This is a genomic window from Rosettibacter primus, from assembly GCF_036860675.1.
GTDB lineage: Bacteria > Bacteroidota > Ignavibacteria > Ignavibacteriales > Melioribacteraceae > Rosettibacter > Rosettibacter primus.
Map to the genome: position 1 here is coordinate 43,320 of NZ_JAYKGK010000008.1, position 25,331 is coordinate 68,650.

Annotated in this window: 18 protein-coding genes and 3 tRNA genes; 4 read left to right on the top strand and 17 right to left on the bottom strand. The window is 30.7% G+C overall.

All coding sequences use genetic code 11. The annotated features are described in order from the left end of the window. Window positions 1–8 precede the first annotated feature (8 nt). From VJY32_RS10605 to VJY32_RS10665, 13 genes are all read right to left on the bottom strand, one after another. Window positions 9–3,074 (bottom strand): biopolymer transporter Tol, encoded by a 3,066-nt coding sequence (locus VJY32_RS10605; protein ID WP_353677891.1) that lies wholly within the window; start codon window positions 3,072–3,074, stop codon window positions 9–11. A 24-nt stretch (window positions 3,075–3,098) separates the two neighbouring features. Beyond that, entirely contained in the window at window positions 3,099–6,116 is a 3,018-nt protein-coding gene (locus tag VJY32_RS10610; protein WP_353677892.1) for a T9SS-dependent M6-like inactivated metalloprotease, read from the bottom strand. A gap of 6 nt (window positions 6,117–6,122) precedes the next feature. Further along, window positions 6,123–7,313 (bottom strand): type IX secretion system outer membrane channel protein PorV, encoded by a 1,191-nt coding sequence (porV, locus tag VJY32_RS10615; protein WP_353677893.1) that lies wholly within the window; start codon window positions 7,311–7,313, stop codon window positions 6,123–6,125. A gap of 73 nt (window positions 7,314–7,386) precedes the next feature. Next, entirely contained in the window at window positions 7,387–11,325 is a 3,939-nt protein-coding gene (gene porU, locus VJY32_RS10620; RefSeq protein ID WP_353677894.1) for a type IX secretion system sortase PorU, read from the bottom strand. A 134-nt stretch (window positions 11,326–11,459) separates the two neighbouring features. Next, window positions 11,460–12,029 carry an HDIG domain-containing metalloprotein gene (locus VJY32_RS10625; protein WP_353677895.1) on the bottom strand — a complete coding sequence of 190 codons (570 nt, stop codon included), beginning with the start codon at window positions 12,027–12,029 and terminating at the stop codon, window positions 11,460–11,462. A gap of 18 nt (window positions 12,030–12,047) precedes the next feature. Beyond that, window positions 12,048–12,695, bottom strand: a complete 648-nt coding sequence (gene nth / locus VJY32_RS10630) for an endonuclease III (protein ID WP_353677896.1) — start codon at window positions 12,693–12,695, stop codon at window positions 12,048–12,050. 358 nt (window positions 12,696–13,053) lie between these two features. Beyond that, window positions 13,054–13,149, bottom strand: a tRNA-Glu gene (locus VJY32_RS10635). A gap of 4 nt (window positions 13,150–13,153) precedes the next feature. Further along, window positions 13,154–13,492, bottom strand: coding sequence for a GIY-YIG nuclease family protein (locus VJY32_RS10640; protein WP_353677897.1), 339 nt, complete (start codon window positions 13,490–13,492; stop codon window positions 13,154–13,156). Further along, window positions 13,485–13,558 (bottom strand) — tRNA-Glu (locus VJY32_RS10645). The genes VJY32_RS10640 and VJY32_RS10645 overlap by 8 nt, the downstream gene beginning before the upstream one ends. A gap of 62 nt (window positions 13,559–13,620) precedes the next feature. After that, complete coding sequence (locus VJY32_RS10650) at window positions 13,621–14,568, bottom strand: aldo/keto reductase (protein ID WP_353677898.1); 948 nt, start codon at window positions 14,566–14,568, stop codon at window positions 13,621–13,623. 26 nt (window positions 14,569–14,594) lie between these two features. Beyond that, complete coding sequence (locus tag VJY32_RS10655) at window positions 14,595–15,329, bottom strand: LytR/AlgR family response regulator transcription factor (protein WP_353677899.1); 735 nt, start codon at window positions 15,327–15,329, stop codon at window positions 14,595–14,597. A 186-nt stretch (window positions 15,330–15,515) separates the two neighbouring features. After that, a tRNA-Gln gene (locus VJY32_RS10660) sits at window positions 15,516–15,588 on the bottom strand. A gap of 75 nt (window positions 15,589–15,663) precedes the next feature. After that, a complete protein-coding gene (locus VJY32_RS10665) occupies window positions 15,664–19,350 on the bottom strand; it encodes a hypothetical protein (protein ID WP_353677900.1) in 3,687 nt (1,228 codons plus the stop codon). A gap of 162 nt (window positions 19,351–19,512) precedes the next feature. Between VJY32_RS10665 and VJY32_RS10670 the strand changes: the two genes are divergently transcribed. Genes VJY32_RS10670 through VJY32_RS10685 form a run of 4 tightly spaced genes read left to right on the top strand, consistent with a single transcriptional unit; the run spans window position 19,513 to window position 21,690 of the window. Then, a complete protein-coding gene (locus VJY32_RS10670) occupies window positions 19,513–20,427 on the top strand; it encodes an NHL repeat-containing protein (protein WP_353677901.1) in 915 nt (304 codons plus the stop codon). A gap of 2 nt (window positions 20,428–20,429) precedes the next feature. Further along, window positions 20,430–20,888: a DUF2085 domain-containing protein gene (locus VJY32_RS10675; protein WP_353677902.1), complete on the top strand. Its 459-nt coding sequence runs from the start codon at window positions 20,430–20,432 to the stop codon at window positions 20,886–20,888. Further along, entirely contained in the window at window positions 20,885–21,388 is a 504-nt protein-coding gene (locus tag VJY32_RS10680; protein ID WP_353677903.1) for a hypothetical protein, read from the top strand. Before VJY32_RS10675 ends, VJY32_RS10680 begins: the two co-directional genes overlap by 4 nt. Before the next feature lie 2 nt (window positions 21,389–21,390). Next, window positions 21,391–21,690 (top strand): hypothetical protein, encoded by a 300-nt coding sequence (locus VJY32_RS10685; protein ID WP_353677904.1) that lies wholly within the window; start codon window positions 21,391–21,393, stop codon window positions 21,688–21,690. On the opposite strand, the gene VJY32_RS10690 is transcribed toward VJY32_RS10685, so the two are convergent. The 4 genes from VJY32_RS10690 to VJY32_RS10705 are packed head-to-tail and all read right to left on the bottom strand — an operon-like array spanning window position 21,665 to window position 25,328. Then, entirely contained in the window at window positions 21,665–22,342 is a 678-nt protein-coding gene (locus VJY32_RS10690; protein ID WP_353677905.1) for an energy transducer TonB, read from the bottom strand. The two genes, VJY32_RS10685 and VJY32_RS10690, sit on opposite strands and share 26 nt — an antisense overlap. A gap of 2 nt (window positions 22,343–22,344) precedes the next feature. Continuing rightward, the gene (locus VJY32_RS10695) at window positions 22,345–22,749 is read right to left on the bottom strand and encodes an ExbD/TolR family protein (protein ID WP_353677906.1); all 405 of its coding nucleotides are present in this window, start codon (window positions 22,747–22,749) and stop codon (window positions 22,345–22,347) included. A 9-nt stretch (window positions 22,750–22,758) separates the two neighbouring features. Then, window positions 22,759–23,412: a MotA/TolQ/ExbB proton channel family protein gene (locus VJY32_RS10700; RefSeq protein WP_353677907.1), complete on the bottom strand. Its 654-nt coding sequence runs from the start codon at window positions 23,410–23,412 to the stop codon at window positions 22,759–22,761. Between the two features lie 17 nt (window positions 23,413–23,429). Next, a complete protein-coding gene (locus VJY32_RS10705) occupies window positions 23,430–25,328 on the bottom strand; it encodes an SPOR domain-containing protein (RefSeq protein ID WP_353677908.1) in 1,899 nt (632 codons plus the stop codon). Window positions 25,329–25,331: the final 3 nt, after the last annotated feature.

Here is a 25,331-nt window from a genome sequence, read left to right on the forward strand (position 1 = left end):
CCTCATCATTAAAAATTGAAGTCAAATAAAATACCACCATAAAAATTCCATTCTTTACCATAATTAACATTTTCATTCAATATCTTTCTCGAAAATTTATCGAAAGAATATGCAGCATTAATAAATAAACTTGTAGGGAATATATAAAATGAATTCATTTTGATTCTCAGTTCAATGCCAGCTCCTTTTTTAAAATCTTTAAGCGAAGGAATTCTACCATTCCAAGCATTCCCAAAATCAGCATAAACAGACATATAAATTTTATCGATGTAAAGATGACCAATTCTTGTATCAATATTTTTTATTAATGGAAATCGATATGTTAAATTCAACCAGCTTAATTCATTTCCGCTTATTGAATAAAATGGATAACTTTTCATGCCAATTAAACCACCAAGATAAAAATCGAAGAAGTCAGGTACAGTAGGTCCTAAAATTGATGCTATCCTAAATTGTGTTGTTAGAGTATGGTCTTTCTGTATTTCAAAAAATTCTTTCCAGTTTAATTCTATTCTGTGAAAATTGAAATTTTTATACTTCGGTTTCAACATACCATCTTCAACTGTATACTCTCCATCAGGATTATATCGATTAAATTCATAATCATATTTAAATTCAATTTTTCTTCCAATTGGATTAATATCCGAATCCACTGTTGGTTTAATTCCATCATGAACATATTTAATTTGTAAATCTCTGCCGATGAAATAAGTATCATTTGTTGTTGGATAAAGAATGTTTGTATTTGGAAAAATAAAACTGCCAAGAGTAGCAGTATAACTGCTCAAAACAAATCTGAATTCTAAGTTATTCCCTTCTGTAAAAATTTTATGGCGCAAGAAGAAGTCGCTTTCAAATAAATTATAAGTAACATCAGTTGTTGTATTAAATGAAGTATCCAGCGAATCAAAAACAATTAAAGTGTTTGCTTTTCTGCTTACACTGTAAATTTCTATTCCAGCTTCTGGTCTTAAACCTAATTTGAAAAGTATTGGTAATTTATCTCGATATTCAAAAGACAAAAATAAATCTCTTTCAAAGCGTTTATTAATTGCACCACCTCCAAAAATACTGAATCGATTCAGGTAATCACTCGAAGCAAGATAAACTCCGGGTTTAATTCTATCAATTGCAGAATTTGATGTAGTATAATTATCATAACGAATAAAAGGGATGATACTTACACGCGAAAAATAACCTCTGTATTTTTGTGCTTCATAATTATGTACTTTTGAATCATCATAATTGATTAAACGTGATAAATCAAAATTAACTAAATCTCCCTTTGGTTTATCTTCTGAAAGCGGGGGATTATTTCTCCAGACATAATTTTTAGAACTGTCAACTTTACTTTGTTCTTCTTTTGGCAAATAAAAGAGTTTGAAACCATCGGCTGTATATCCAGAATAAATTATATTCCCATTGAAATCAACTGCTGGTTGAAATGCTCCTCCCACAACATTAGTTAATTTTATTTTCTCTTTCGTGCTTAAGTTAATTTTATACAAATTGAAAATCCCTGCTTCATCAGATGAATAAATTAAATTACCTTCACGGTCAAAAACCGCATCTCTATTATCATAACCATTGCCGATTAATATTGAAAAATCACTCCCATCGATGTTTACCTTAGCAATTTCTCTTGTATTCTTAAGCGAATATCCAAAAACAATAAAATTTCCGTCTGGAGAAAATTTGGGATTATAAACCTGTTCCCCATTATAAAAAAATGTTAATTGATGAAATTCTTTGCCGTCAACATTCACAATACCAATATTTGTCGTTCCATCTTTTTGAAATAGGAAAACTATTTTTTTGCCATCGGGCGATACATCTGGGTTATTTGCCCTTAAACCAAATGTAATTCTTTTACTCTTATCTGTTTTAAGGTCATAAATATACAGGTCATGAATGTTATTCCATCGTGGATTATCATCACTCAATTTTGCATAAACAATTTTTTCTTCACCGGGAATTCTTGAAACAGTAGAACGGACAAGAGGGACAAGCAATTTTTCTTCTTTTGTTTTCAAATCAAGTAGAAAAATTGAAGACATACCAAAGTAGTCATTTTCTTTATTCGATATGTAGAGTATTTTACTACTGTCATAAAATACAGGATAAAAATTACCAAAACCTATTGGGGTAATCATTTCTCCTTCGACACGATTATCAAGAACATCTTTAATTCTATTTTTATAATCATTCTTAAGAAAAGTTGTCCACTCATCATACAATTCTTTTCCTGTAATTCCAATTACATCTTTAATAGCTGCATCTATTGTGAAGTTTGAAAGTTTACCAAGTTTATTCGAAATTTTTTGCAATTTATCTTCGCCATACTTTTGAGCGATATAACGAGTAAGAGCAAATCCAGCATTATAAACTGATTCATTTCCTAAACTTGTTTTATCAAATACTCCCATTTGATTCCAGGTTAACATTTTATTACTTAAAGCATAACATCGTAAAATCATGTCACGGTGAGTATCCCAATCATCATAACCAAATTCTTTACGCATATATTGAGCTGTTCCTTCTGCAAACCATGCTGGTACATTTACAGAAGCAACAGGATAGGACGCAATAAAATTCGGGAAGCCATAAAGTATATCGGGCCTTCTCTTTTTTTCATAATTCATAAATTGAAAATAAACTGCAGGAAATTTTCTGCTTAATTTCATAGAAGACTGAATTTGGACCATATGAGTAAATTCATGAGAGATAACATTGCGTAACCAATTATGTGTGCCTCTTAAATCAAAATCGAGAGCCGAAGCCCATATTTCAATTTTATTATCAAAAAAATATGTAGCACCATTTGAATAATCATCAATATCCTTAATTACAAAATGAACAGGCTCAGGTTCATATTCATAAAGTGAAGTTATTGGTCCCCAAATTTCTTCAGCAATTTTTAATACAGTCCGCGCAGTTCTTTCAGCTTCAGGATGGTAATGAACATAAACATGTTCCCCTTTTATGGTTAGCCATTCATAATCAGGCTCATATTCATTAAACTGAGCAAGAATTAAAACAGGAATCAAGAAAATAATTGATATGTACTTTTTCATGTGAAAATCTGGATATGTGTTTAGTTATTTGATAACAGCAATCTTAATTACTTTGTTTGCAAATTTACCAGATGCTGATTTCACTTCAACATTTGCAAAATAAACTCCGCTTTGTACATTTTTTACATTCCATTTAACTTCATTATCATAATTTCCGTTTGCATAGCCACTTAATTCATCTACGAGTTCACCTGCAAGGTCGAATATTTTGATTTTAACTTCTGAATTTTCAGAAACATAAAATCGAATAAATGTTTCATCATTATAAACTGGATTAGGCCAGTTATAAACTTTTTCTTCAGGGAAAAATCTTTTATCATTATTAATGATTTTTGAAAATTCTATTGATGAATTATTTGTTGAATTTGAAAATTCACTATTCCAACCTGTAACACTGCTTTTAATGCTGTTTTTAATTCCGATTGTCCACTGAATCAAATAATTATTTTTATCAATCATTATCAAAGTCTGAAAAGACAAAGGCGACATTGATTCTGGCTGATAAATATAAATTGCAGGAGTTAAAATTATTTTTGTCCCAACTGTAATGGGGAAATTTTTCAGAACTTTAGCTGTTTTTGAATCATAAGCATAAAGATTCCCTTTATCAGAAGCTGCTATAATATCAATTACTCCATCACCATTTAAATCTGCAGCCAATGGAAGTGAAATAAAATTTCCTTTATTTGGTTCAATTATTGGAAAATTATCTAAAAGTATTCCATTGAGATTATATGCTTCTAATTTCTCGCCATTATTTAATAATATCTTTCCTTCTCCATTTTCATTATCAGTAAATAAAGAAAAATAATTGATTTGATTTTCAGAGTTAATCTTAAACTCTTTGATTATTGTTCCTCTTTCAATAATATAAAAGTAATTTCCTTCTGTAAGAATTACATTTATGAAAACTGAAGTGGAATTATCATAAAGCAATGCAGCTCTTAAAGGTTTATGAGGCAAAGTCAACTTGAAATTATCACTATCATAAAATGATGAAGTTGTTATTATTGAAAAATAATTTTTTGTGCTATTGTATGGTTTGCAAATTTGGATTACATCTTCATCAGCAACTTTTGTTATTTCATAATTATTTCCACTTCCATTGTACAATGATTCAATATTAATTTTTATTAGATATCCATTTGCAGTTCCTGCATAGGCAAATAGTTTATTGTTTTCATTTGAAATTACTATAGGAGATGTAACTCTAAAAGATACATCAATGCTTCCGGTATGATCTTCAAAAGAATTATTGATTAAATAATTAATTTTATTGCCAATTGCTCCCAAGATATAATCATTTCCGAAATTAACAGATGCAATATTTTTATCACCAAAATTATTGTATGATTTTATTTTTTGATTGTCTCGACTAATCATCAGAAGATTAACATCATCAAAAATATAGAATGAATGATAATTTTCTGAAGGAATACTAATAATCTGAGGGTTTTTGAAGTTATATGAATATGATGAGACAGGTTTAATAAAATTCTCTCCAAATTTTATTTCGAATGACATTTTATTTGCAGAAGGCGAGAAATTTTCGATTGTGATTAAACTATTAGCTCCACTGTTTGATTTAGTGTCTGGTTTTGTATCTGGCCCAAATTTATTTTTATATAATTTTGCTTTATTATTAGCAAACCAGAAATCCTCTTCGCTTCCAATACCATAAAAATCACCCAGTACAGATGTAAAATGTTCACCAATATCCTGAATGCCATCTGCTTCTTCTACATCAACACCTCTATTTTTTATATCAGCATTTATTTTATTAATTATAATTTTTTCTTTTATAATATTTTCATCAATATGCCAGATTACAATTCCATTTCCCGGCACTGCCCAATCAAATTCATCAACATCGGTAATTACTCCTGATAATGTATCGGCATTGCTAAAATTAAATCTCGGTCTATCTTTATCAGCATGAAATGTATAAATGTTATTTCCTCTTTTATATGTTATTGTTGCACCATCTTTCTTAACATCGCGTTGCCTGTTTTCAATTAAATAATACTCAGAAGAATTAATAGGAACTTTGACAACTATAGTATCATTCATTTGAGCTGCGAGTCTTGCAACAATATTAATTTTTTTATCAATCTTATCAATAACAACTGGTTCAAGCCAGCCGAGATAAATTTTTTCCCATGCAGAAGGTTCAGGTGGAAAAGTTCCGTTGAAAGCAAAAATAGCATTACCATCCATTAAACCAAATCTATCAATTGCAGTTACTCCAGTTTCTGTGTTAAACAAATCTGGTAAACCAAGATAGCTTGCAATGTTTCCTACTATTAAACCATTAATTGACATTTGATAAAGAATTTTTTCTCCAAATGAATCAATTTCTTTTGATTCTGTTGTCGGTAAAATGATTGTGTTTTTGATAGAAAAATTTTTTGTTTTAAAACCATCGAAATTATTTCCAAAGACTGATTTAAGAGAATTTTCACTTAAATAAATAGAAGGCAAATCTCTTTCAATACCTAATCTGCCATTTGGATAGTATGCATTTCCAACTCCAGCATGAAAAATTGTAAAGAGGTCATATTTTGAAAAATCCACATCACCATAAATAGAATCTGCAAGATGCCATACTTCTTTAGCAAACTTAGCAAGATTAGACAAATCATCAGGATTTGAAGGCGGTGGAGCATAATTTCTCATTATTTGAGAAACTGTTATTACTTTAGGAAGAACAGTATAATTGATATTTAATTTTCCATTTGAAACTTTATTAAAATAATTTTTTGCAAACTCCAGATGATTTTCAAAATATTTAACATCATGAGGATATGGGTCTAAAATTGTATCTCCATAATCCTTAGAATAAATTGAACCAAATTTACCATTACCAAAAGTATTGGGGTCATTATCTTCTTTGAATTCAACGAGAACTGCAAGAATTTTCAAAGTATCTGAAGAATTAAAAACTTTTGGTTCATTGAGTTTATGTAAAACTCTTAGATTAAAGGATTGAGCAAATGAACTGCTCAATCCTGCTAAAAGTAAAAATAAAATTATTTTCTTCATAAGAAATTAAATTCCGCGAGGAAATCCTAATTGTTTTTGAGGCACAGCTCCCCATCCAATAAGTAAAGTAAATCTCAAGGTATTATTGAGAGGATGATTTTCACCATTTTTGAAAACATCAGTAGTGAGATAACTAAAATCAAAACCATACATATCGTATCGGATACCAGCACCAAGAGTTACAAATTTTCTGTTGCCAAATGCAGGGTCTTCATAGAAAAATCCTGCTCGTAATGCGAACATAAAATCACCGGGTTGACCATACCAATATTCAATTCCTGCTGAAGTATTTATATCACGAATTTCTTCTCCTATTGTTTGATCAGCCCAAGCAGAAAAGATTGCTTCATAAAAATCTTTTCTCTTTTTCTTAACATTGTTAGTTGTGTCAACCTGTCCTCTAAAAGCCTCGCCTTTATCTACAAGTAGTTTACTGAAATCAAGTGTTAAAGTTAGAGAATTAAAATCATCTTGAAATAATCTTGTTGCAATACCAAGTCGAAAGTTAGTAGGAATTGGGTCTGCCTGAGCTTGGTCAATATAATAAATTTTTGGTCCTAAATTACTAAGATTCATCCCGAGACTGAATCTGTTTCCCATATCACCAATAAAAGGTAAATTAAATTTTTCGGGACGCCACATTGCCCCAATGTCAAAACTTACAGTGGTAGCAACTCCTTTTCCCTGTTCTTGTTCGGTGGGTTTATCTGCAAGGCGGCTGTGAATTAATCTAAAATTAAATCCCAATCCCCAGTCATTGCTTAATTTTGTAGCATAACCGACGGTCAAAGCAGCATCATAAGACCTGAAAGTTCCTACTGGTTCAGGAGAATTTGATAATGTTCGAACAAATTCCCCGTAATTCATGTATGTAACACTTGCAGTAATGCTTCCACTTATATCTTCTATGTATTGTCGATAAGTTGCATAGTCGTAAAATAAATCAAGATGAAATTCTGGGAGCCAATTACTATGAGTAAAACTAACTTCAGAGCCAGTTAAAAAAGCAATTCCAGCTGGATTCCAGAAGACAGCAGCAGAATTATCTGCAAGTCCTGTTCCTGATTCGCCTATTCCACCTGCTCTTGAATCTGGTGCAATTAATAAAAATGGCAATGCTGCTTCGCCCTGTGCATTTATTTTTTCAAAACATAGAAACATAAAAGCCAGCATCATAATCATCATTATTCTTTTCATGTGTTCCTCCTGATTATATATATTGAAAAATAATTAGCATAATTTTTATTCGAATAAAAAATATAAAATTTTTTTATTTAATTACTGCAAGTTTTCCAAGTGCACTGTTTTTAATTTTTCCATCTGTAGATTCAACTAAAATTTTATAAAGGTAAGTTCCATTTCCAATTGAATTACCATCATTATCTCTTCCATCCCAATCAATTTTAACAAATTTATCAAGAATGTCTCTTTCTTCTATTTCTTTAATCAATCTTCCTGCAATAGAATATATTTTTACTTTTACATTAATTGAAGAAGAAATATTATGCTGAAAAGTAAAAGTTGTATATGATGAAAAAGGATTCGGGAAATTATAAACATTTCTTATACTTAATCCTTCGTCAGGCGAAACAACAGTAAAATATGCTTCTTCTGAAGAAAAATTATTGAAAACATCCCATGCTTTAATTTTTATCTTGTAATCTCCCGGTTGAAATGAAGTAAACTTATATTTTATTACACCAGATTTACCTGCTGAATTTAAATCACCAATAAAGTAATTTGTAAAATCTATAGCATTATTTTCATCATCATTAAGAATGCCTTCTAATTTATGACCAATCCCTGCCCCGGTTGTATTTATTCCCGTCTGATCTTTAAGTCTAACTATTAATGTAAAATCAGGATTAACAAGATAAGAATTTTCGAAGGTTTCATTATCAAAGTAAATTTGAATTTCTGGACCTTTGCCATCATTAACAGCATTTGGATTTGTGCCTCCTACAATTATATCTCCAGTATAGCCAATACCATCAGTTTCATTATTAAAAATGTAGGCAGTAATTTTTCCGTTTTTATTTTCATATGAAATATCTTTTGGAACAACAAATTCTGTTTGAAATTTGCCATCATTTACTGTAGTTCTACCTCTGTAAATTAAACCTCCTGGCATTGATACAATATAGTTCATCTCTTTGAATTCTACTTGTTTGTCAGAATCAAAAACACTTATTATAGCTTCTCCATTAAAATTAAGTTGTGCATTACGGGAATCTTTTACTGTTCCATTAATTTTTACTTCGCCAAGAGCATTAATCTGAACAGCTGAATTTAAGGTCTTTCCATTTATTGAATCGATTGAAGCTGATAAAATTGGTTCGTTTAATCTTAGGGTCGGGTCACAAAAGAGATGAAATTTTTCGTCATTAGGTTGAGTTCGAATTTGTTTAGTTAAGTAAAAAGCTTCTCCTATGCGCATAGGTAAAAAATTATTTTCGTCTTGATTAAATAAAAAACTATAAAAAGTATTGTTAATTTCGGCATTGGCATCAGCATAAACTACTCGTGCAGCAGTAAAAGCTCCGATTGCACCACTATTAGGCATATTAATCATAAGTTCTGTGGAACTTTGTTCGTTTGGGTCATCATATTTCCCAAAATCGCATGTAGCTGCTGTAAGGAAAAAATAATTTTGATTTTTCAATTGCGGTATTGTCGATGCTTTTTCAAAAACATATTCATGAGCCCATGTATTTGGATTCCCGTGACCAATCCAATTCAGAATTAATGTGCCATTGTTTATTGCACTAATAATAGCTTTATTAACATCTGGCTTTCTTCTTCCCAACCCAGTGTATACTGTTGGATAAGCAGCTAAATAAATTTTATTCTGTGTGAAATATTTGGGAACTTTATACAAAGATAAATATTCTGACTGACTTGTATGCATATTACCATCATCTCGTCCTACAGCTTGAGGACCATCATCTGCTACTAATGTTATTGTTGAACGCCAGATTCCTCTTTCAAGATTATTTTCATAATTAATAATTTTATTAATTACAGATTCAGCATCTGTTTCGGATTGAACATTTAATCTTCCTATTGCCAAATCTGCTTTTTTATCAAAACCTGAAACTCTTGCATAATAATCATCCATAACATATGACGCAATCTCATCTAAAGATTCTACAGTTTGATAAGTGGGGACAAAATTTTTATCTATACTTTCTTTAATTGTATTTAGATAATCATAATCTCCATCTCCAAACAACAGAACATAAAATGGTTTTGTTTGCCAGTTATCATATGCATATTTTAAAAAATTTCTTATTGCTGTAGGATCAAGTAAACCTCCAGAAAATTCATTTATGATATCATCAACATAATAAACCGAAGTTGTTAATTTATACGGAGATTGATTTGCTCTATAATTTGCATATCTTTCAACTTGATTGCGGAAAAATTTATTGGAGATAATTATTAATTCACTTCCGGAAATGTTACTTGTAATATCAGTAATATTTATGCTTGATGCATTTTGAGGTATTTTAAAAGCATTAGGATTTACAGCAATATATTTAGAAACTTTGTTTTTTACTTCACTCGACTGGAATCTAATTTCTCCTCCGCTTATAAAAGCTCCATCAATCAATTTAACATCCCAGCTGTCTGTTACATCAAATACGAAAATATTGCTGTTAGAAAAATTTGTAATCCTGTATTCAATAATTCCCGTTGAATCTTTAGAAAAGAAAAGTAAATAATCACCTGCGGCTTCTAATTTTCTTCTGTATTCAATTTCAAAATAATCAAGATAAACTTTAACACCACTAGACATAGTATTTATCGAAATCTTTAAGTTGCTTCTTTCATCTGAAAGTGTTCCATCATAATAAGCACTCCCAAAATCTGCACGTCCATAATAATAATCATAAATTCTCGAGATTGAACCGCTGTAAATCTGTTTATTACTTTCACTGATTGAATAATTCACAATTGAAGTAGAAGTATTAATTAATCTAAAATTATAATTCACTCTTGAATTTGGCAGAATTCCTGTTAAAGTTGTTATATAATTTCTGCTGTTTCTTGAACCGCTGAATTCATCGCCATAATATTCTCTTCCAGAAGGTCCCACTTTTACGCTGTCTTTATCATTACTTTTATAAGCAAGAGTATATTGCTGCTGAGAAATATTTGATAAGTTCAAAGATGATTTCAAAGAAACTCTTTTTCCACTATTCTTAGCAAATGTCAACCAGTAATAACTTTTCTTTGTGAATGGATGCTTGACCCTAATAATTTTTCTTGCATTTGAATCATATTCCCATGCTTCTGTATTTCTTCCATAAAATAAAATATAATCAGCTTGGTCAAATTTGCCATCATTTTCTCCTGCTACATAAATTGCAACTTCTTTAAGGCCAATATTATTCTGGGATAAATAATTTTCTGGAAGTGCATAACCGCATATACTAAAAATCTGAATTGTTCTCGGGTCAATTGTATTAACATCAATTCCTAAACTTTGCAAGAAATTTCTATCAATTTTATAAATGCCTTCTTCAGGGATTTCAAATCTATACCATGTCCCACTTGAAAGATTTGCCTTTGAGCTTTTTAACAATTTTGTTTCAGGGATTCCCCAGTATTTAGCAACATCCCAATTCAATATTAAATGGCGGAGAAAATCTTCCTTTACTAATTCTAAATTTTCTCTAACTTGACGATAGTTAACACTTACTACAATTTTTTTATATACTCTTGTAATTTTTTTCTGATAATCTACCTGAAGTGGATAAATTCTGATTGATTGAACAGGAAGATTTCTAACCAAGCCATATTCTCCAAAAGCAACTAAATCGTTATTTAATAAATTATTACTTGAGAAATAAATTAGAGAATCTCTGCTTGTTAAATTTTTAGGAATAAAAATTCCTGGAAAATCTTCATATTCAGAAGAAATTACTTGAATAGTATTTCCAAATTCAGATGGGACCCCAAGATTTACTTCACGAACAGGTAATTTGGGAGTATCGTCATTAGAAATAAAATCTATGAAAGTGTTTGGTATCGAAAGAGTTAAAAACTTTTCTCCATTCAAATAAACAAATGAAGTATCCAAAATAATTGGGGTGTACTCAAATACAATTGAATTTGAACTCGAGGAAAGAACCTTTATATCTTGAGCGTGAACAGCTACATTTAAAATAAAAAGGAGAAATATTATAGAGAATTTTGTTTTCATCAGAACTAATTTCTTATTGATTAACTTTTTCTAACTTTAGTTCATTAAAAGTAAATAAACTCTCTATAATATATCTCCATAAATTTGGTGACAAATTTAGACAAAATGAATGGAACTTGTCAAGCTAATAATTCTTAAAGTCCAAGTAATTCTTTATTCTTTTTCATTGCATCGATACAAAACTGAATATGTTCTTCAAGAGGAATTCCTAATTCCTGTGCACCTTTAATAATGTCTTCTCTACTTACAGCTCTTGCAAAAGCTTTATCCTTCATCTTTTTAATTACAGATTTTACTTCAACTTCATCAATTGTTTTTGATGGTCTTACGTATGCAACTGCCGTTAAAAAGCCGGCAAGTTCGTCACAAGCAAACAAGACTTTTTTCAACAAAGTATCTCTTGGAATATTTGTATAATCTGCATGAGACAATATCGATTCAATAAAATTTTGTTCGAATCCTAATTGCTTTAAAATTTCTGCACCTTTGTATGGATGTTCTTCTGCAGTAGGATATTTCTCATAATCAAAGTCGTGAAGTAGTGCAACATTACCCCAGTATTCAATATCTTCTCTAAATTTTTCAGCATATGCACGAACACAAGATTCAACAGCATAAGCATGTTTGATAAGATTTTCGCTTTTGGTATACTCCTTTAATAAATTAAGGCAGTAATTTCGATTGTGCATTAAATCATCATTCATAAAAAACTCTCTTTTTGTTTATGTAATTTTACACGAAGGACAATATTTGCATATCACACATTCTGCACATTTTGGTCTTCGTGCTATACAAACTTTTCTTCCATGATTAATGAAAAGATTTGAAGAAACAATCCAGTATTTTTCAGGAAGTAGTTCTTTTAACTTAAATTCGATTTTAATTGGGTCGCTTGTATCAACAAATCCAAGTAGATTGGTTAATCTTGTTACATGTGTATCAACTGCAATTGAAGGAATATTAAAAGCATTTCCTGCTACAACTGAAGCAGTTTTTCTTCCTACTCCTGGCAACTTTACGAGTTCGTCGAAATCATCTGGGACCTTACCTTTATATTTTTCAACAAGTTCTGAGCAGCATTTTATAATACTTTTTGTTTTCTGTTTATAAAAGCCGGTAGAATAAATATCTTTTTCAATTTCTTCAGGAGGAACACTTAAAAAATCTTGAGGCTTTTTGTATTTCTTGAATAAATCTTTTGTAACTAAATTTACTCTTTCATCAGTGCATTGTGCAGATAGAATTGTAGCTATTAACAATTGAAATGGATTTGAATAATTAAGTGCTGTTTTTGCATTAGGATATTCTTTTAGAAGTAATTCAATTATTTTTTTAATTCTTTTTTTTTCTTCTTCTAAGTTATCTGTCATTAATAAATTCGTTTTACTTATTATAAATCAGTTCAAATTGATATTCAAAATTTTTTGCAAGAGAAATTAATTCAGATACCTTTTTTATAAAATTATTTTATCGAATTATTTGTTAATCAATATAAGAATTAACCCACACACCATTTTCAACAAAAATAACTTCTTGCAGCGCATACGGGATTCCTCCAAAGGAGTCCCTTTGGGAGAACCCGTGATCTCCGCCTCATTCGTAGCGCATACGGGATTCCTCCAAAGGAGTCCCTTTGGGAGAACCCGTGATCTCCTCCTCGTTCGTAGCGCATACGGGATTCCTCCAAAGGAGTCCCTTCAGGAGAACCCGTGATCTCCGCCTCATTCGTAGCGCATACGGGATTCCTCCAAAGGAGTCCCTTTGGGAGAACCCGTGATCTCCGCCTTGAGAGGGCGGCGTCCTAAACCACTAGACGAATGCGCCATCTTTATATTATCCCTTTCTCCTTCAACCATCTATATCCTTCAATTGTCTTAAAATACCTCTCCCTTTTCATTGCTTCCTTTCTCGTTTCATATCCTTCATAATAATGTATTTCATATGGTAGATGTCCTTTTGTATACCTCAATTTCCCTGAATTATGTTCTCTTAATCTTTTCTCAATATCTACGGTTGAACCATAATAATATGTACCATCTCTTTTGCTTTTTAAAATGTACACAAAATACATTTCTACTATTATTCTAACTTCTTGTAGCGCATACGGAATTCCTCCAAAGGAGTCCCTTCGGGAGAACCCGTAATCTCCGCCTTGTTCGTAGCGCATACGGGATTCGAACCCGTGATCTCCGCCTTGAGAGGGCGGCGTCCTAAACCACTAGACGAATGCGCCAAAAAAATATTAAACAAAAATAGATTTACTCTTTTATAATATCAATTTTTGAATCAACAAAACTATAATTCAAACTCTTCTAATAATTTTGATATTTCATTTATTTCATCTTCTGAAAGCAAATAACCATCAGCATTAATATTTTCTATTACCTGTTCACTTTTACGTGCTCCTACAATAGCAGAAGTTACAGCTTTATTCATCAATACCCAGGCCACTGCAAGATTGCCAACAGTTTTATTCGACTTTTCTGCAATTGGTTTTAGCTTCTCTACAAATGCTAGTGCTTTGGAAAGATAAGGTTCTTGAAAATATTTATTTTTTCTACGCCAGTCATCTTCAGCAATTTTATTAATATCAAATTTCCCTGTCAGTAATCCTGCTTGCATTGGACTATAAACAACTACACCAATTTCATTTTGAAGGCAATATGGCAAAATTTCTTTTTCAATATCTCTCCTTAATAAACTGTATGGCGGTTGTAAAGATTGCACATGTTCAATTTCCATGCATTTCTTAAGCAAAGGCACATCAAAATTACAAACTCCAATATATTTTACTTTCCCTTCCTTTTTCAATTCTACCATTGTACCCCACGAATCTTCTAAAGGAGTATTAGGATCAGGCCAATGAAATTGATATAAATCAATATAGTCGGTTTGAAGTCTTCGCAAACTTTCCTCAATTTCTTTTCTTATACTTTCTGGTTTAAGATTAACTACAGCATTTCCTTTACCATCATTTATCATTCCGCATTTTGTTGCAATAAAAACTTCATGTCTAATTCCTTTAATTGCTTTACCCACAACTTCTTCGGAATGACCAAAACCATAAACTGCAGCTGTATCAATCCAATTTATGCCGTTATCAATTGCTGTATGAATAGCTTTAATAGATTCATCATCATCAACTTTCCCCCAGCCATATTGCCAGGGACCACCAATTGCCCATGCACCAAATCCAATTGTGGTAATGAAAGGACCATTTTTCCCGAGTTGGCGTTTATTCATCTTTTTGTCTCCGTAATTTTTTAGAACTATATAAACAATTTATCCTTTAGTTTATGTGTGTAATTTCTACTCGCATAAATTTCTTCATCAAAATCAATCATTGTAATTTTCATTTTTTGATTAAACCATTTCTCTATTTTTTGAATAAATTGAACATTTATAATTGCCTTTCGATGCACACGAATAAATTTATCTTCCGGTAAAATCTCTTCCCACTTCTTTAGTGACTTTCTTACTGCTATAAATTTCTTAGAATTTAGATATACTTTTGAGTAAATATTATCAGCTATTATACACTCTATTGAATTTAAATCCAATTTCTCTATTTGATTATCACACTTAACAAATACATATACATTATTTGATTTTTTTAGTAATGTTTGAGTCAACAAATTACTTTTATCCAGTCTAACTTGAATAGCTTTCAACAATTCATCTACTTTGAATGGTTTTGTTATATAATCATCTGCTCCTAATTCCATAGCTTTTCTTAAATCTTCTCTTTCGGCTTTAGCTATTAAAAAAATAAATGGAACGGAGGATAATTCACTTTTATTGCGGACAATCTTTAAAATTTTGTAACCATCAATATCGGGCATCATTATATCACACAATATTATATCAGGTTTTGTTTGTTCTGTCATTAACAAACCTTCTTTCCCATTTTCAGCTGAATAAACTTGATAGTCATATTTAGAAAGAACAATCTTAAGGTTTTCGCGTAAATTTTTATCGTCTTCTATAATAAGCACTTTCTTCATAAACATAAACTAAAACTAATAACAATATAACTGATTAAAATATCTTAAAAAGTTCGTTATCTATTTTAAAAAGGAAAAATTCTTTATATAAAAGAAAGGACATTTTCATGTGTGTTATTATTTACTTTGAATTTTTCTAAAATTAAAAGGCATTAAAAGATGTATTTTTAGATAAGAACATTTTTGCTGCCCCGCCAGGGTTCGAACCTGGAGACTTCTGATCCAGAGTCAGACGTGTTGCCAATTACACCACGGGGCAAATCTACACTGTAAAATTAACAAAAAACATTCAAATAAGCTCAAACTACTAATTCTTATTTTAAGCAGTTTTAACCTAATTCCCTATTATATTAAGATTTACTGGATTATCATTAACATCCCATATTTTTGCGTCAGCTGAGTCAACAATCTTAATTCTCAATAATGTTGAAGGCAATAACTCTTTAACATTTCCAAAAATAAAATCCCAGCCGTAAGCACCAGTTGAAGGATAATTTGTTATAATAGGTTTCCATGTTCCTTCAGCTCCATTTTGAATACTGTAATAAATATTTACATTACCAGAAATTGCATAACTAGTCCATTTAATTAACATTGGCCAATGGTCTGAAGGTTTAGGATCTTGCATTTCATCAGCTGTTAAATAAAAATATTGACCACCGTTAGGATACTCAATTTTTATTTTTTTACTCGAATGAATTGAGAAGTAACCATCAGTCTCATCAATTGCTGTAACACCTGCATCTGCAGAAGAAATTCTAATTTTACAATTATCAGAACTATCGGGTCGAACTAAATCTTTATGACCCGGTGCCCAGATAAAAATACCATCATTCTCAGTACTTTCAGCGCCTGGAACTGTATACCAGCTTCCTCCACCATTTGTTGACCATTCAATTTTTACTTTCTTAATATTATTGGCATTCCATTTAATCTCATAAGGATGATAATTTTGTATATCTGAAGTAGAAACATTTTGTTTAGAAGCTAGCCATTGTTCACCACCATTTGGAACAAGAATCTGAATCTGTGGTGCTGGTTTAATCTTAAATACTCCATCAGAATAATCCATTGGTGTACCGTCGACAGCATCACTTATTCTAATTACATAATTATCTGATACAACAGAAAAGCTTGCTTCATATGAGCGAATTCCATTTCCTTCATCTGTGCCCGATACACTATCAACAAGTACTATCCAATCATAACTGAAAGTAGAATTGTACGGATTAAATTCAATCTTAACATATTCTATCCCTGTAGATTTCCACTTAATTTTGAATTTTTCTCCCGATAGCAATTCCACTCCTGAATAAGGATAAACAACTTCTATCGATTGACTTGGCTGTATAGTAAATGTAGTATTACTTTCATCCGATGGTTCTCCATCTGCTGCATCTCTAACTCTTACTTTACATTGAGTTGAATTTACGGTTGGAATAGGATTCCACTCATAAGAACCAGAACTTGGAATATTCTGAACAATAGGAATCCATGTTAAACCATTGTTAATTGTGTAGTCAATATTAACATTATTTATTCCTTTAGAATCCCATGTAATATTTTTAGAAGTACCAGCTTGCCATCTTTCTCCTCCGTTAGGAGAAATAATTCTTATTGATTGAACTACCTGATTTGATATCTGGAAATTGTTATCCGACAAATCATAAGGGACACCATCATCAGCATCACTAATTTTTACTTTACACTGATTAGAATTTGTATTAGGAATATCATTCCATATATATGAACCAATACTTGGAGTGCTATTAACTATTGGAATCCATGTCCCTCCGCCATCAGTAGTATATTCTATTTTTACATTCTTAATGTTTTCTGATTCCCATCTAATCTCTTCAGGTGTTCCGTAATTCCAGCTTTCTCCACCATTGGGTTCTAATACTTTTATTCTTGGTTCTGGTTCAATTGAGAAAAATTGGTCACTTTCATCTGAAGGATAGCCATCTTGTGCATCACTAATTCTAATTTTACAATTTGTTGATGCTGTGCTTGGAATTATAGCCCAATTATAAAATCCTGTACTTGGTGTGCTGTTAACTATTGTGTTCCATGAAATTCCATTATTAGTAGTGTATTCGATTTTTACATTAGTAATTCCTGCTGCATCCCATGTTATATTATATGAAGCACCTGCTGTTAATTTTTCACCTCCATTTGGACTTGTTACCCTAATTAATTGATTACCTTTGTTAATAATTGTAAACACATTATCTGAAACATCGGAGGGGTTACCATCATCGGCATCACTAATTTTTACTTTGCACAAAAGTGAACTTACATTTGGTATTTGATTCCAGCTATATACTCCATCACTTTCTGTTCTATCTACAATTAAATCCCATGTAGCTCCGTTATTTGTTGTATATTCAATTTTTACATATTTAATATTTGTTGATATCCATTTAATATTGTCACTCGAACCTGCATACCATTCTTCAGCACCATTTGGAGTTAATACAGTAATCATAGGTTCAGGTGTAACAGTAAATGTTCCATCACTTTCATCAAGTGGGGAACCTTTGTCGTAATCAAAAATTCTTATTTTATATTGATTGGAAGGTGATGTAAAACTTGCTGGATATTTTCCATTAGAAGGAGTTTTTTCTATAAGCATATCCCAAGTAATTCCATTATTTGCAGAAAACATTATTGTAACATTTTCAACTCCAATAGATTGCCATCTAATCGTATCAAGCACTCCAGCTGGCCATGATTCACCACCGTTTGGATACAAAACTTTAATTTCGGGTCGAGGAACTATTTTAAAGACTTTATCACTTTGTGTTACTGGTTCGCCATCCTCTGCATCACTAATTCTTACAAGACATTGTGTTGATAATGTATTTGGGACATTCCATTCATAAGCTCCTGAGTTTGACAAATTATTAATTATTTCATCCCATGTTAAACCATTATTAGAAGAATATTCTATTCTCACTTTTTTGATACCTACCGATGACCATGTTATATTTTGAGAAGTTCCAGCCTGCCAGCTTTCTCCTCCATTTGGACTTATAATTTTAATTGATTGACTTACCTGATTGGTAATTTCAAATGTCTCATCTGAAACATCCCATGGTTCACCATCTTTTGCATCATAAACTCGTATCTTGCACAATTTTGAATTTACATTTGGAACTTGCTTCCATTCATAAAACCCAACACTTGGATATGACTCAATTATTGTATTCCAGTTATAGCCATTGTTTGTTGTATATGCTATTTTAACATATTCAACATTTTCAGAAATCCATTCAATTTTTTGAGATGAACCTGCAAGCCAGATTTCTTTTCCATTTGGTGTAATTACCTTAATCTTTGGCTCTGGCAAAATATTAAAAGGTTTTTCACTTTCGGTTGATGGTATTCCATCCTTAGCATCTTTAATTCTTATTTTGGCTAAAGTTGAGGGGGTATTTGGAATTGGTTCCCAGTAATAAATTCCAGTATTTTTTCTATCTGTTGTGATATAATTCCAATGATTGCCATTATCGGTTGTATATTCAATAATCACCGAATCAATTCCAGTACTGAACCATTTTATTTGTTTTGAAGAACCAGCTTCCCATTCTTCGCCGCCATTTGGAGAAGTAATTTTTAAACTTTCGTTTGTACTACGAATAATACTGAATACATCATCACTTTCATCAGAAGTTGAACCATCAATTGATGCAATTCTTATCTTACATTGAGTTGAAATAGTACTCGGAACCGGAAACCATGCATATATGCCTAAATTCTTCAAACTATCAGCTATTAAATTCCAGCTTATTCCATTATCAATCGAATATAAAATTTTAACAAGCGAGGTAGTTTTTCCGCTCCATTTGATGTCAAACGAGCTGCCTTCCACAATGGATTCGCCACCGTTCGGGGATAATAATTTTAATTGTGTTGAAATATTTTCTCCCTCAGGTCCTGTAATATCACTTTCTTCTTTTAATTTGCATGAAGAAAGCAAAACTAATAATGACATCAGTATTATTAATGTCTTTTTCATTTTCCCCCCGGCAACAATTTATAGCCTTATGTTTGAAACAAATTTAATAAATAAACTTATTTTAATTAAGTAAAATCTTACATAAATTGTGCCTGCAATCAAAAGTATTTTTTATAATTCATAATCGAATATTTATCTTAATTCTTTAATAATAAAATCATAATGATAGAATTACTAAAAAATTATTCTGAGTACATTCACAAAATCATTGTCACAATAAGTAGATTAATTTCTTACATGTCAATTTTACTTTTTTTATTCTTAACGAATCAAAACACTCAAGCCCAGTCTTTCTTATTCCAAAATGAAATTGGTTCCTTTAATTCAGCATATGCATTTAGTATTAATCCTTCTGGATTTATTTATGTATCAGATGCAGCAGAAAATGAAATAATAAAATTAGATACTCTTGGAAACACATTAAAAACTTTTGGCGGATATGGATTTGACAATAATTCTTTTGATTTACCGATAGATATTACTGCCACAACCTTAAATGTATATGTGGCAGATAAATTTAATGACAGAATTCAAATATTTGATAAAGACCTGAATTATATTTCCTCGCTATCAGCTAATTCAATTGAAAATGACTTTTATAAATTTCGATATCCAATTGGAACAGGAATTTCAAGTCAGGGCGACATTTTTCTTATTGATTCTGATAATTCAAGAATTTTAAAATTTACTTCTGCAGGAAAATTTTTAGCAGAGATTGGAAGCAGAGAATCTGGAGATTTTGCTTTGCAGAATCCCCGTGCACTTGCAATAATTGATAATAAAATTTTGGTAATAGATAATAATTTTCTTTTGATTTATGACCTCTTTGGCAACAACATTTCCAAATTTAAATTTCAAGAACAACTTATTAATATAAATTCAACATTTTCCGGAATTATCCTTTGCTCACAAAAAATAATTTATTTTTCTTTGTCAAAGAATAACTTACAGACTCTTGAGTTTAAAAATTTTGACCCTCAAATTGAAGATATAATAACAGACTGCTTAATATTCAACCAAAAATTGTATTTATTAACTCCAAAAAAAATTTTGATTTATAAAATAATATCAGAATAATTTTGAGACTGAGATTTAAACTACTCATATTTATTTTAATTTCAATCTGGTATACAGGAATATTTTTTGAATGCCTGACAAAACTTTATCCTAAGTCAATTATAATTTTGCCATTTATTAAAAAAACATATTCACTAGTCTGTCATCAAAAATCCGGGAAATTAATAGAACTTAACTGCGGGCATTCACTTGTTTGTTCAAGATGTGCTGGAATTTATTCTGGTATTTTACTTTCATCAATTGTAAGTCTTGTCGTTAAAAAAATATTACACACAAATCTCAAATTTCTTTTTATATCTATAATCCCAATAATAATTGATATTTTATTTGTATCATTAAATATTTACAGTTATTCAAAAACTTTAGCATTTTTTACCGGGTTTCTTTTCGGTTCAGTTCTATTTTTATATTTTTACAAAAGTTTAATAAATCTTTTTAATGAAATTCAATTAGATAAATGAGAAAATATATATCATCATTCGTATGCGGATTTGGTGCAGGTGTTTTGCAGGTTGTCCCACTTGTTAAAAGTTTTTCATGTTGTTTAATTATTCCAGCTGCTTCATTCATTGCTATTTTGCTTGATAGGAAAGCAAATCGTATAACAACAAAAACTACAATGAAGCATGCTTTAATGATTGGATTAATGACAGGAATTTATGCTGCATTATTTGGTTCTTTATTTGATATCATAATAACTTTTATCACAAGGAATAATGATGTGGTGGCAATGTTTCCTGAACTTCAGAAAATGGTCAACAATTTTCCTTTAAGTGATGAAATTCGCAACGAAGTAATAAATTTATTTCAAATTGTCCGTAATGATATAATTGAACACGGATTTTCATTTCTATATACACTTTCAGTAATCATTAATAATTTTCTTGTTGATACAATTTTCGGTATAATCGGTGGATTAATTGGGGCTCAAATTATAAATAGTAAAATAAGTGAAGAATAAGAATGGTATCGGCATTAATTTTTGCAGCTCATCTAATCTTTATAACGGTAATATTCACAAAAAAGTGGCAGGAAGAATCATTAAGCACAGCATTAATAAATGTTGCTTTAATCATCATTCTTTTTTCTGTAGGCTGGTCAATTTCTACAACAATTGTAAAAATATTTTTTGACAGCAAAGGTTTTGGTATTCATTTTGACGCAGATACAATTTCTTTAACACTTCTTTCAATTGCTGAATTCTTTTTTTATCGTTTTTATTATAAAGAAGAAAAGGTTACTGAAGACGATAAGGGAATGTAATAATTGCTGTTTGTTCTACCTGCTTTGCATTTGGAGGAAGCGGTTCAAATCTCCATTGACGCAATGAATTAATTGCAGCCATTTCCAATCTTGCATCAGCTTTAATCAACGGGAAAATTTTTCCAACTGTTCCATCTGGCAGAATTGTAAATTTTAATTTAACATCAATTTCTTTGGAAACACCTTCAGGATATTCTGGTAATGTATAACTGTAAATTTTTCGAATTCCTTTCCCGCCAAAATCGAGTTCAAAACCAAAACCGCCTATACCTTCTCCTGCATCTTCTGTACCACTTGCTTTCTGCTGATTTGTATTCAATGGCTTTATCTTTTCTGTATTTAGGTCTTTTTGATTTTTCTTATCAGTTTTTGCAATTAAATTTTCTTCATCCAAAGTCTTTGTTTTAGGAAGTTCAACTTTTTGCTGTTCATCTTTTTTAATCATTTCTTTCTTTGGTTGTGTTTGCTGAGTTTCCATATCCTGTCCCAGAGGACCAACACTGCCAGCACTCATTCCACTTCCAAATCCAATTGTAACATAATCTTCTTCTTCAAGACCTACAGATAAATTTATAAAAGCAAAAACAATAATGATAATTACATGAATAATAAATGAAATTATGTAAGAAATATTTCTTGGATTTTTATTCATAATTAAAATGTCTCTTTTTCAGTTTCAATTGTAAATCTATCTATTCCAATTCCTTTAGCAGCATCTATTACTCGAATTACTAAATCAATTTTAACAGATTTATCTGCACGAATAATTAAATTATTTTCATTTGTCTTTTGTTTATTTAATTCAAGCTTACCTGCAAGTTTGTCAATTCCAACTTCTTCGTTACCCAAAAATATTCTACCCTGTTCTGTAATTGTTACAATCATTTTTGATGGAGCTGCCTGTTCATTGTTTTTGGCACCTGGCAATTTTACTTTCACTCCTGTTTGAATTACAAATTGAGATGTTAACAGAAAAAATATCAACAGAAGCATTACAATATCTGTAAGTGATGAATAAGCAAATATGCTTAAGGGTTTATTTGTAGTTTCAAATTTCATTTTAAGCTCCTATAAATTTATTTCTTCTTCATCATCATATGCAGGCTGCTTTGATGTATCATCAAGCAAATCAATAATATCATTTGTAATTAGTTCAATATCCATAACCAATTTATTAATTGCACTTACAAAATAATTATAAAATGCAAGTGCAGGAATTCCAACAATCAAACCAAATGCTGTTGTAATTAATGCTTCCCAGATTCCACCTGCCAAATCCGAAGGATTTGCTGAACCCTGAAGTTCCTGTATTTTCATAAATGCACCAATCATACCAGTTACTGTTCCTAAAAATCCGAGTAATGGAGCAATACCAGATATTGTTGCTAATATTGAAAGACCTTTTTCAAGTCTGCCAATTTCCTGTCTGCCTGCGCTTTCAATTGCTTCTACAACTCTTTGATGGCCAAATCTAAACTTTTTCAATCCTTTTCTTACAATGTTTGAAACTGGTGTTCTTTCCTGTAAACAAAAATTTATTGCTCCTTCAATATCTTTCTTTTTAAGCATTGCTCTAATTTTAATTAAAAATGCCGGGACATTTACCTTAGCCTTTCTCAATACAATAAATTTTTCAATAATTACTGCAAGAGCAATTATCGAACATATCAGGATAAAATACATTATCCATCCACCTTTAAGGAAAATTGAAAGTAAATCCATATTAACCTTCCATTTTGTTAGAAATTATTTTTAGAAGAAAATTCTTTTGCTTCTTCAAGTGATTTAAAAGAACCAATTCTTACTCGATACCATAATCCTCCTTTTTCGGGAAGATTAGCAATCAATACAAAAGCATCATAACCTTCCCTTCTTAATCTTTTTACTTCTTGTTCGGCTTTAAGTTTATTTCTCCACGATGAAACCTGAACATTATAAGTCTTTCCATCAAAATAAATTGTCCTGTTTATACGCGTATCATTCAAAATGTTTCTATATAACGTTTCATCTGAAGGTTTTATAATCTCTTCTTTTGGCTTTTCTAATTTTTGTTCGGACTTTTTAACCGAGGGCAACACTGGAACTCTTGGGAAATCACTTTCTTCTGGGATTACTGTTTGTTCCTGTGGCAAAGATGCAATTACCTGTTCACGATTTTCAGATGTATCTAAATTTAGTCCTTCATCAAGATTTGGATTCTTAGTTCCCAATTTTTTATTAGGTAAAAGAAGATATACTATCATACCTGCAATTACTACAAATGAAAAGAATAGAATCAAAAAAGTTTTCCCAAAAGTTTTATTATCATTCTTATATCCATATTCCTGCGAAATATATTTTCTTTCATCATCATAAGTGTGTGTTCTTGAAATTTCTTTTCTGTCAAATTGATTTTCATCTGCTTCGATAAATTCATATTTTTTTCTACTGTATTGATTTTCCGAGTAGATTAATTCTTTTGTTGTTTCTTCAATTTCTTTTTTTATTGTCTTTTCTAATTCTTCAAATAATTTTGATGATAAAGGTTTTGTTGTTTTTAATATATCATCAACTTTTTCATTCTTAATGCTTGATTTATTTTCATAAAAATCAAAGTCCTCTTCTACTTCACTTCCATTTTCAAAATCTTTATTATAAGACTCCAGTTCTTCTCTTAATTCATCACCCCAGTTCCACTCAATTTTTTCGGGTACTTTTTTCTTAAGCCCTAGATAACTTTCTTCCTTTTTCTCATGCTCAAAATTATCTTCTTGTTCTTTATTTTTATCTTCAATATTAATTTCAGAGCGAATCCATGAATCATCTTCAACAATATTCAACCTATCAGCTTTATTATCTCTTCTATGTTTTCCAAGCTCAATCTCAATTTCTTTTGGTTCATCATCTTCCTTACTTTCTATCTCTTCTGGCTTTTCCATATCTAAATTTTCTTGAGGTTTATAATCTTCGAGTAATTCTGTTGGCGTTAATTCAGAAGAGCTCTCATTTTTATCACTAATTTTTTCATCAAACTTTTCTATATCGAGTAGTGTTTTCGCTATATGGTTTGCAATAAAATCTTCGTTCTCAATTGGTATGCTCTTTTCAAATTCCAAATCTGATGTTAATTCCGATAATTTTTGTTGAGCAGAAACATCTTTTTGTTCTTCTAATATTTTGTTGTTTTCTTCCATAAAATTAAAATTTGGAAGATGTTCAGCTTCTGAAATTAATTCGTTAACTCTTTCTTCAATTGATTTTCTCAAAAAAATATAAGAGGCTTCTGCATTATCTTCTAATTTATCAGACAATGGAATATAAGGCTTGCCAACACCTATACTAAAAATATCATCACTGATTTCGTCTTTCTTGGTTGTTAATTCTGCTTTTTTTTCTTCAGGTAATTCAAGGCTTAAAAAAAGATGCTTTGGTTCTCCTTCAATAACTTCATCTAAAGTAGAAAAGATAATTTCAGAAGAGACTTCGCCGCTTTGAGTTTTTTTTAACTGAAAAAATCCTAAACCTGGAATTTTAATTGTCAAATCAGGAGCTAACAGGTCAGCTATTCTTGAGATAAAAATATCATATGCTAATTCCTTTTCGGAAACAGAAACACCTAACACCTCTGCTACTTTTGTTTGCAATTCACTTTTTGTCATCTT

Coding starts and splice junctions, on each gene's coding strand:
- VJY32_RS10685 (WP_353677904.1), top strand. CDS start 21,391: ATGGTATCGGCATTAATTTTTGCAGCTCATCTAATCTTTATAACGGTA.
- VJY32_RS10650 (WP_353677898.1), bottom strand. CDS start 14,568: ATGAATAAACGCCAACTCGGGAAAAATGGTCCTTTCATTACCACAATT.
- VJY32_RS10625 (WP_353677895.1), bottom strand. CDS start 12,029: ATGAATGATGATTTAATGCACAATCGAAATTACTGCCTTAATTTATTA.
- VJY32_RS10700 (WP_353677907.1), bottom strand. CDS start 23,412: ATGGATTTACTTTCAATTTTCCTTAAAGGTGGATGGATAATGTATTTT.
- VJY32_RS10640 (WP_353677897.1), bottom strand. CDS start 13,492: ATGCGCTACGAACAAGGCGGAGATTACGGGTTCTCCCGAAGGGACTCC.
- VJY32_RS10655 (WP_353677899.1), bottom strand. CDS start 15,329: ATGAAGAAAGTGCTTATTATAGAAGACGATAAAAATTTACGCGAAAAC.
- VJY32_RS10605 (WP_353677891.1), bottom strand. CDS start 3,074: ATGAAAAAGTACATATCAATTATTTTCTTGATTCCTGTTTTAATTCTT.
- porV (WP_353677893.1), bottom strand. CDS start 7,313: ATGAAAAGAATAATGATGATTATGATGCTGGCTTTTATGTTTCTATGT.
- VJY32_RS10680 (WP_353677903.1), top strand. CDS start 20,885: ATGAGAAAATATATATCATCATTCGTATGCGGATTTGGTGCAGGTGTT.
- VJY32_RS10705 (WP_353677908.1), bottom strand. CDS start 25,328: ATGACAAAAAGTGAATTGCAAACAAAAGTAGCAGAGGTGTTAGGTGTT.
- porU (WP_353677894.1), bottom strand. CDS start 11,325: ATGAAAACAAAATTCTCTATAATATTTCTCCTTTTTATTTTAAATGTA.
- VJY32_RS10670 (WP_353677901.1), top strand. CDS start 19,513: ATGATAGAATTACTAAAAAATTATTCTGAGTACATTCACAAAATCATT.
- VJY32_RS10695 (WP_353677906.1), bottom strand. CDS start 22,749: ATGAAATTTGAAACTACAAATAAACCCTTAAGCATATTTGCTTATTCA.
- VJY32_RS10610 (WP_353677892.1), bottom strand. CDS start 6,116: ATGAAGAAAATAATTTTATTTTTACTTTTAGCAGGATTGAGCAGTTCA.
- VJY32_RS10690 (WP_353677905.1), bottom strand. CDS start 22,342: ATGAATAAAAATCCAAGAAATATTTCTTACATAATTTCATTTATTATT.
- VJY32_RS10665 (WP_353677900.1), bottom strand. CDS start 19,350: ATGAAAAAGACATTAATAATACTGATGTCATTATTAGTTTTGCTTTCT.
- nth (WP_353677896.1), bottom strand. CDS start 12,695: ATGACAGATAACTTAGAAGAAGAAAAAAAAAGAATTAAAAAAATAATT.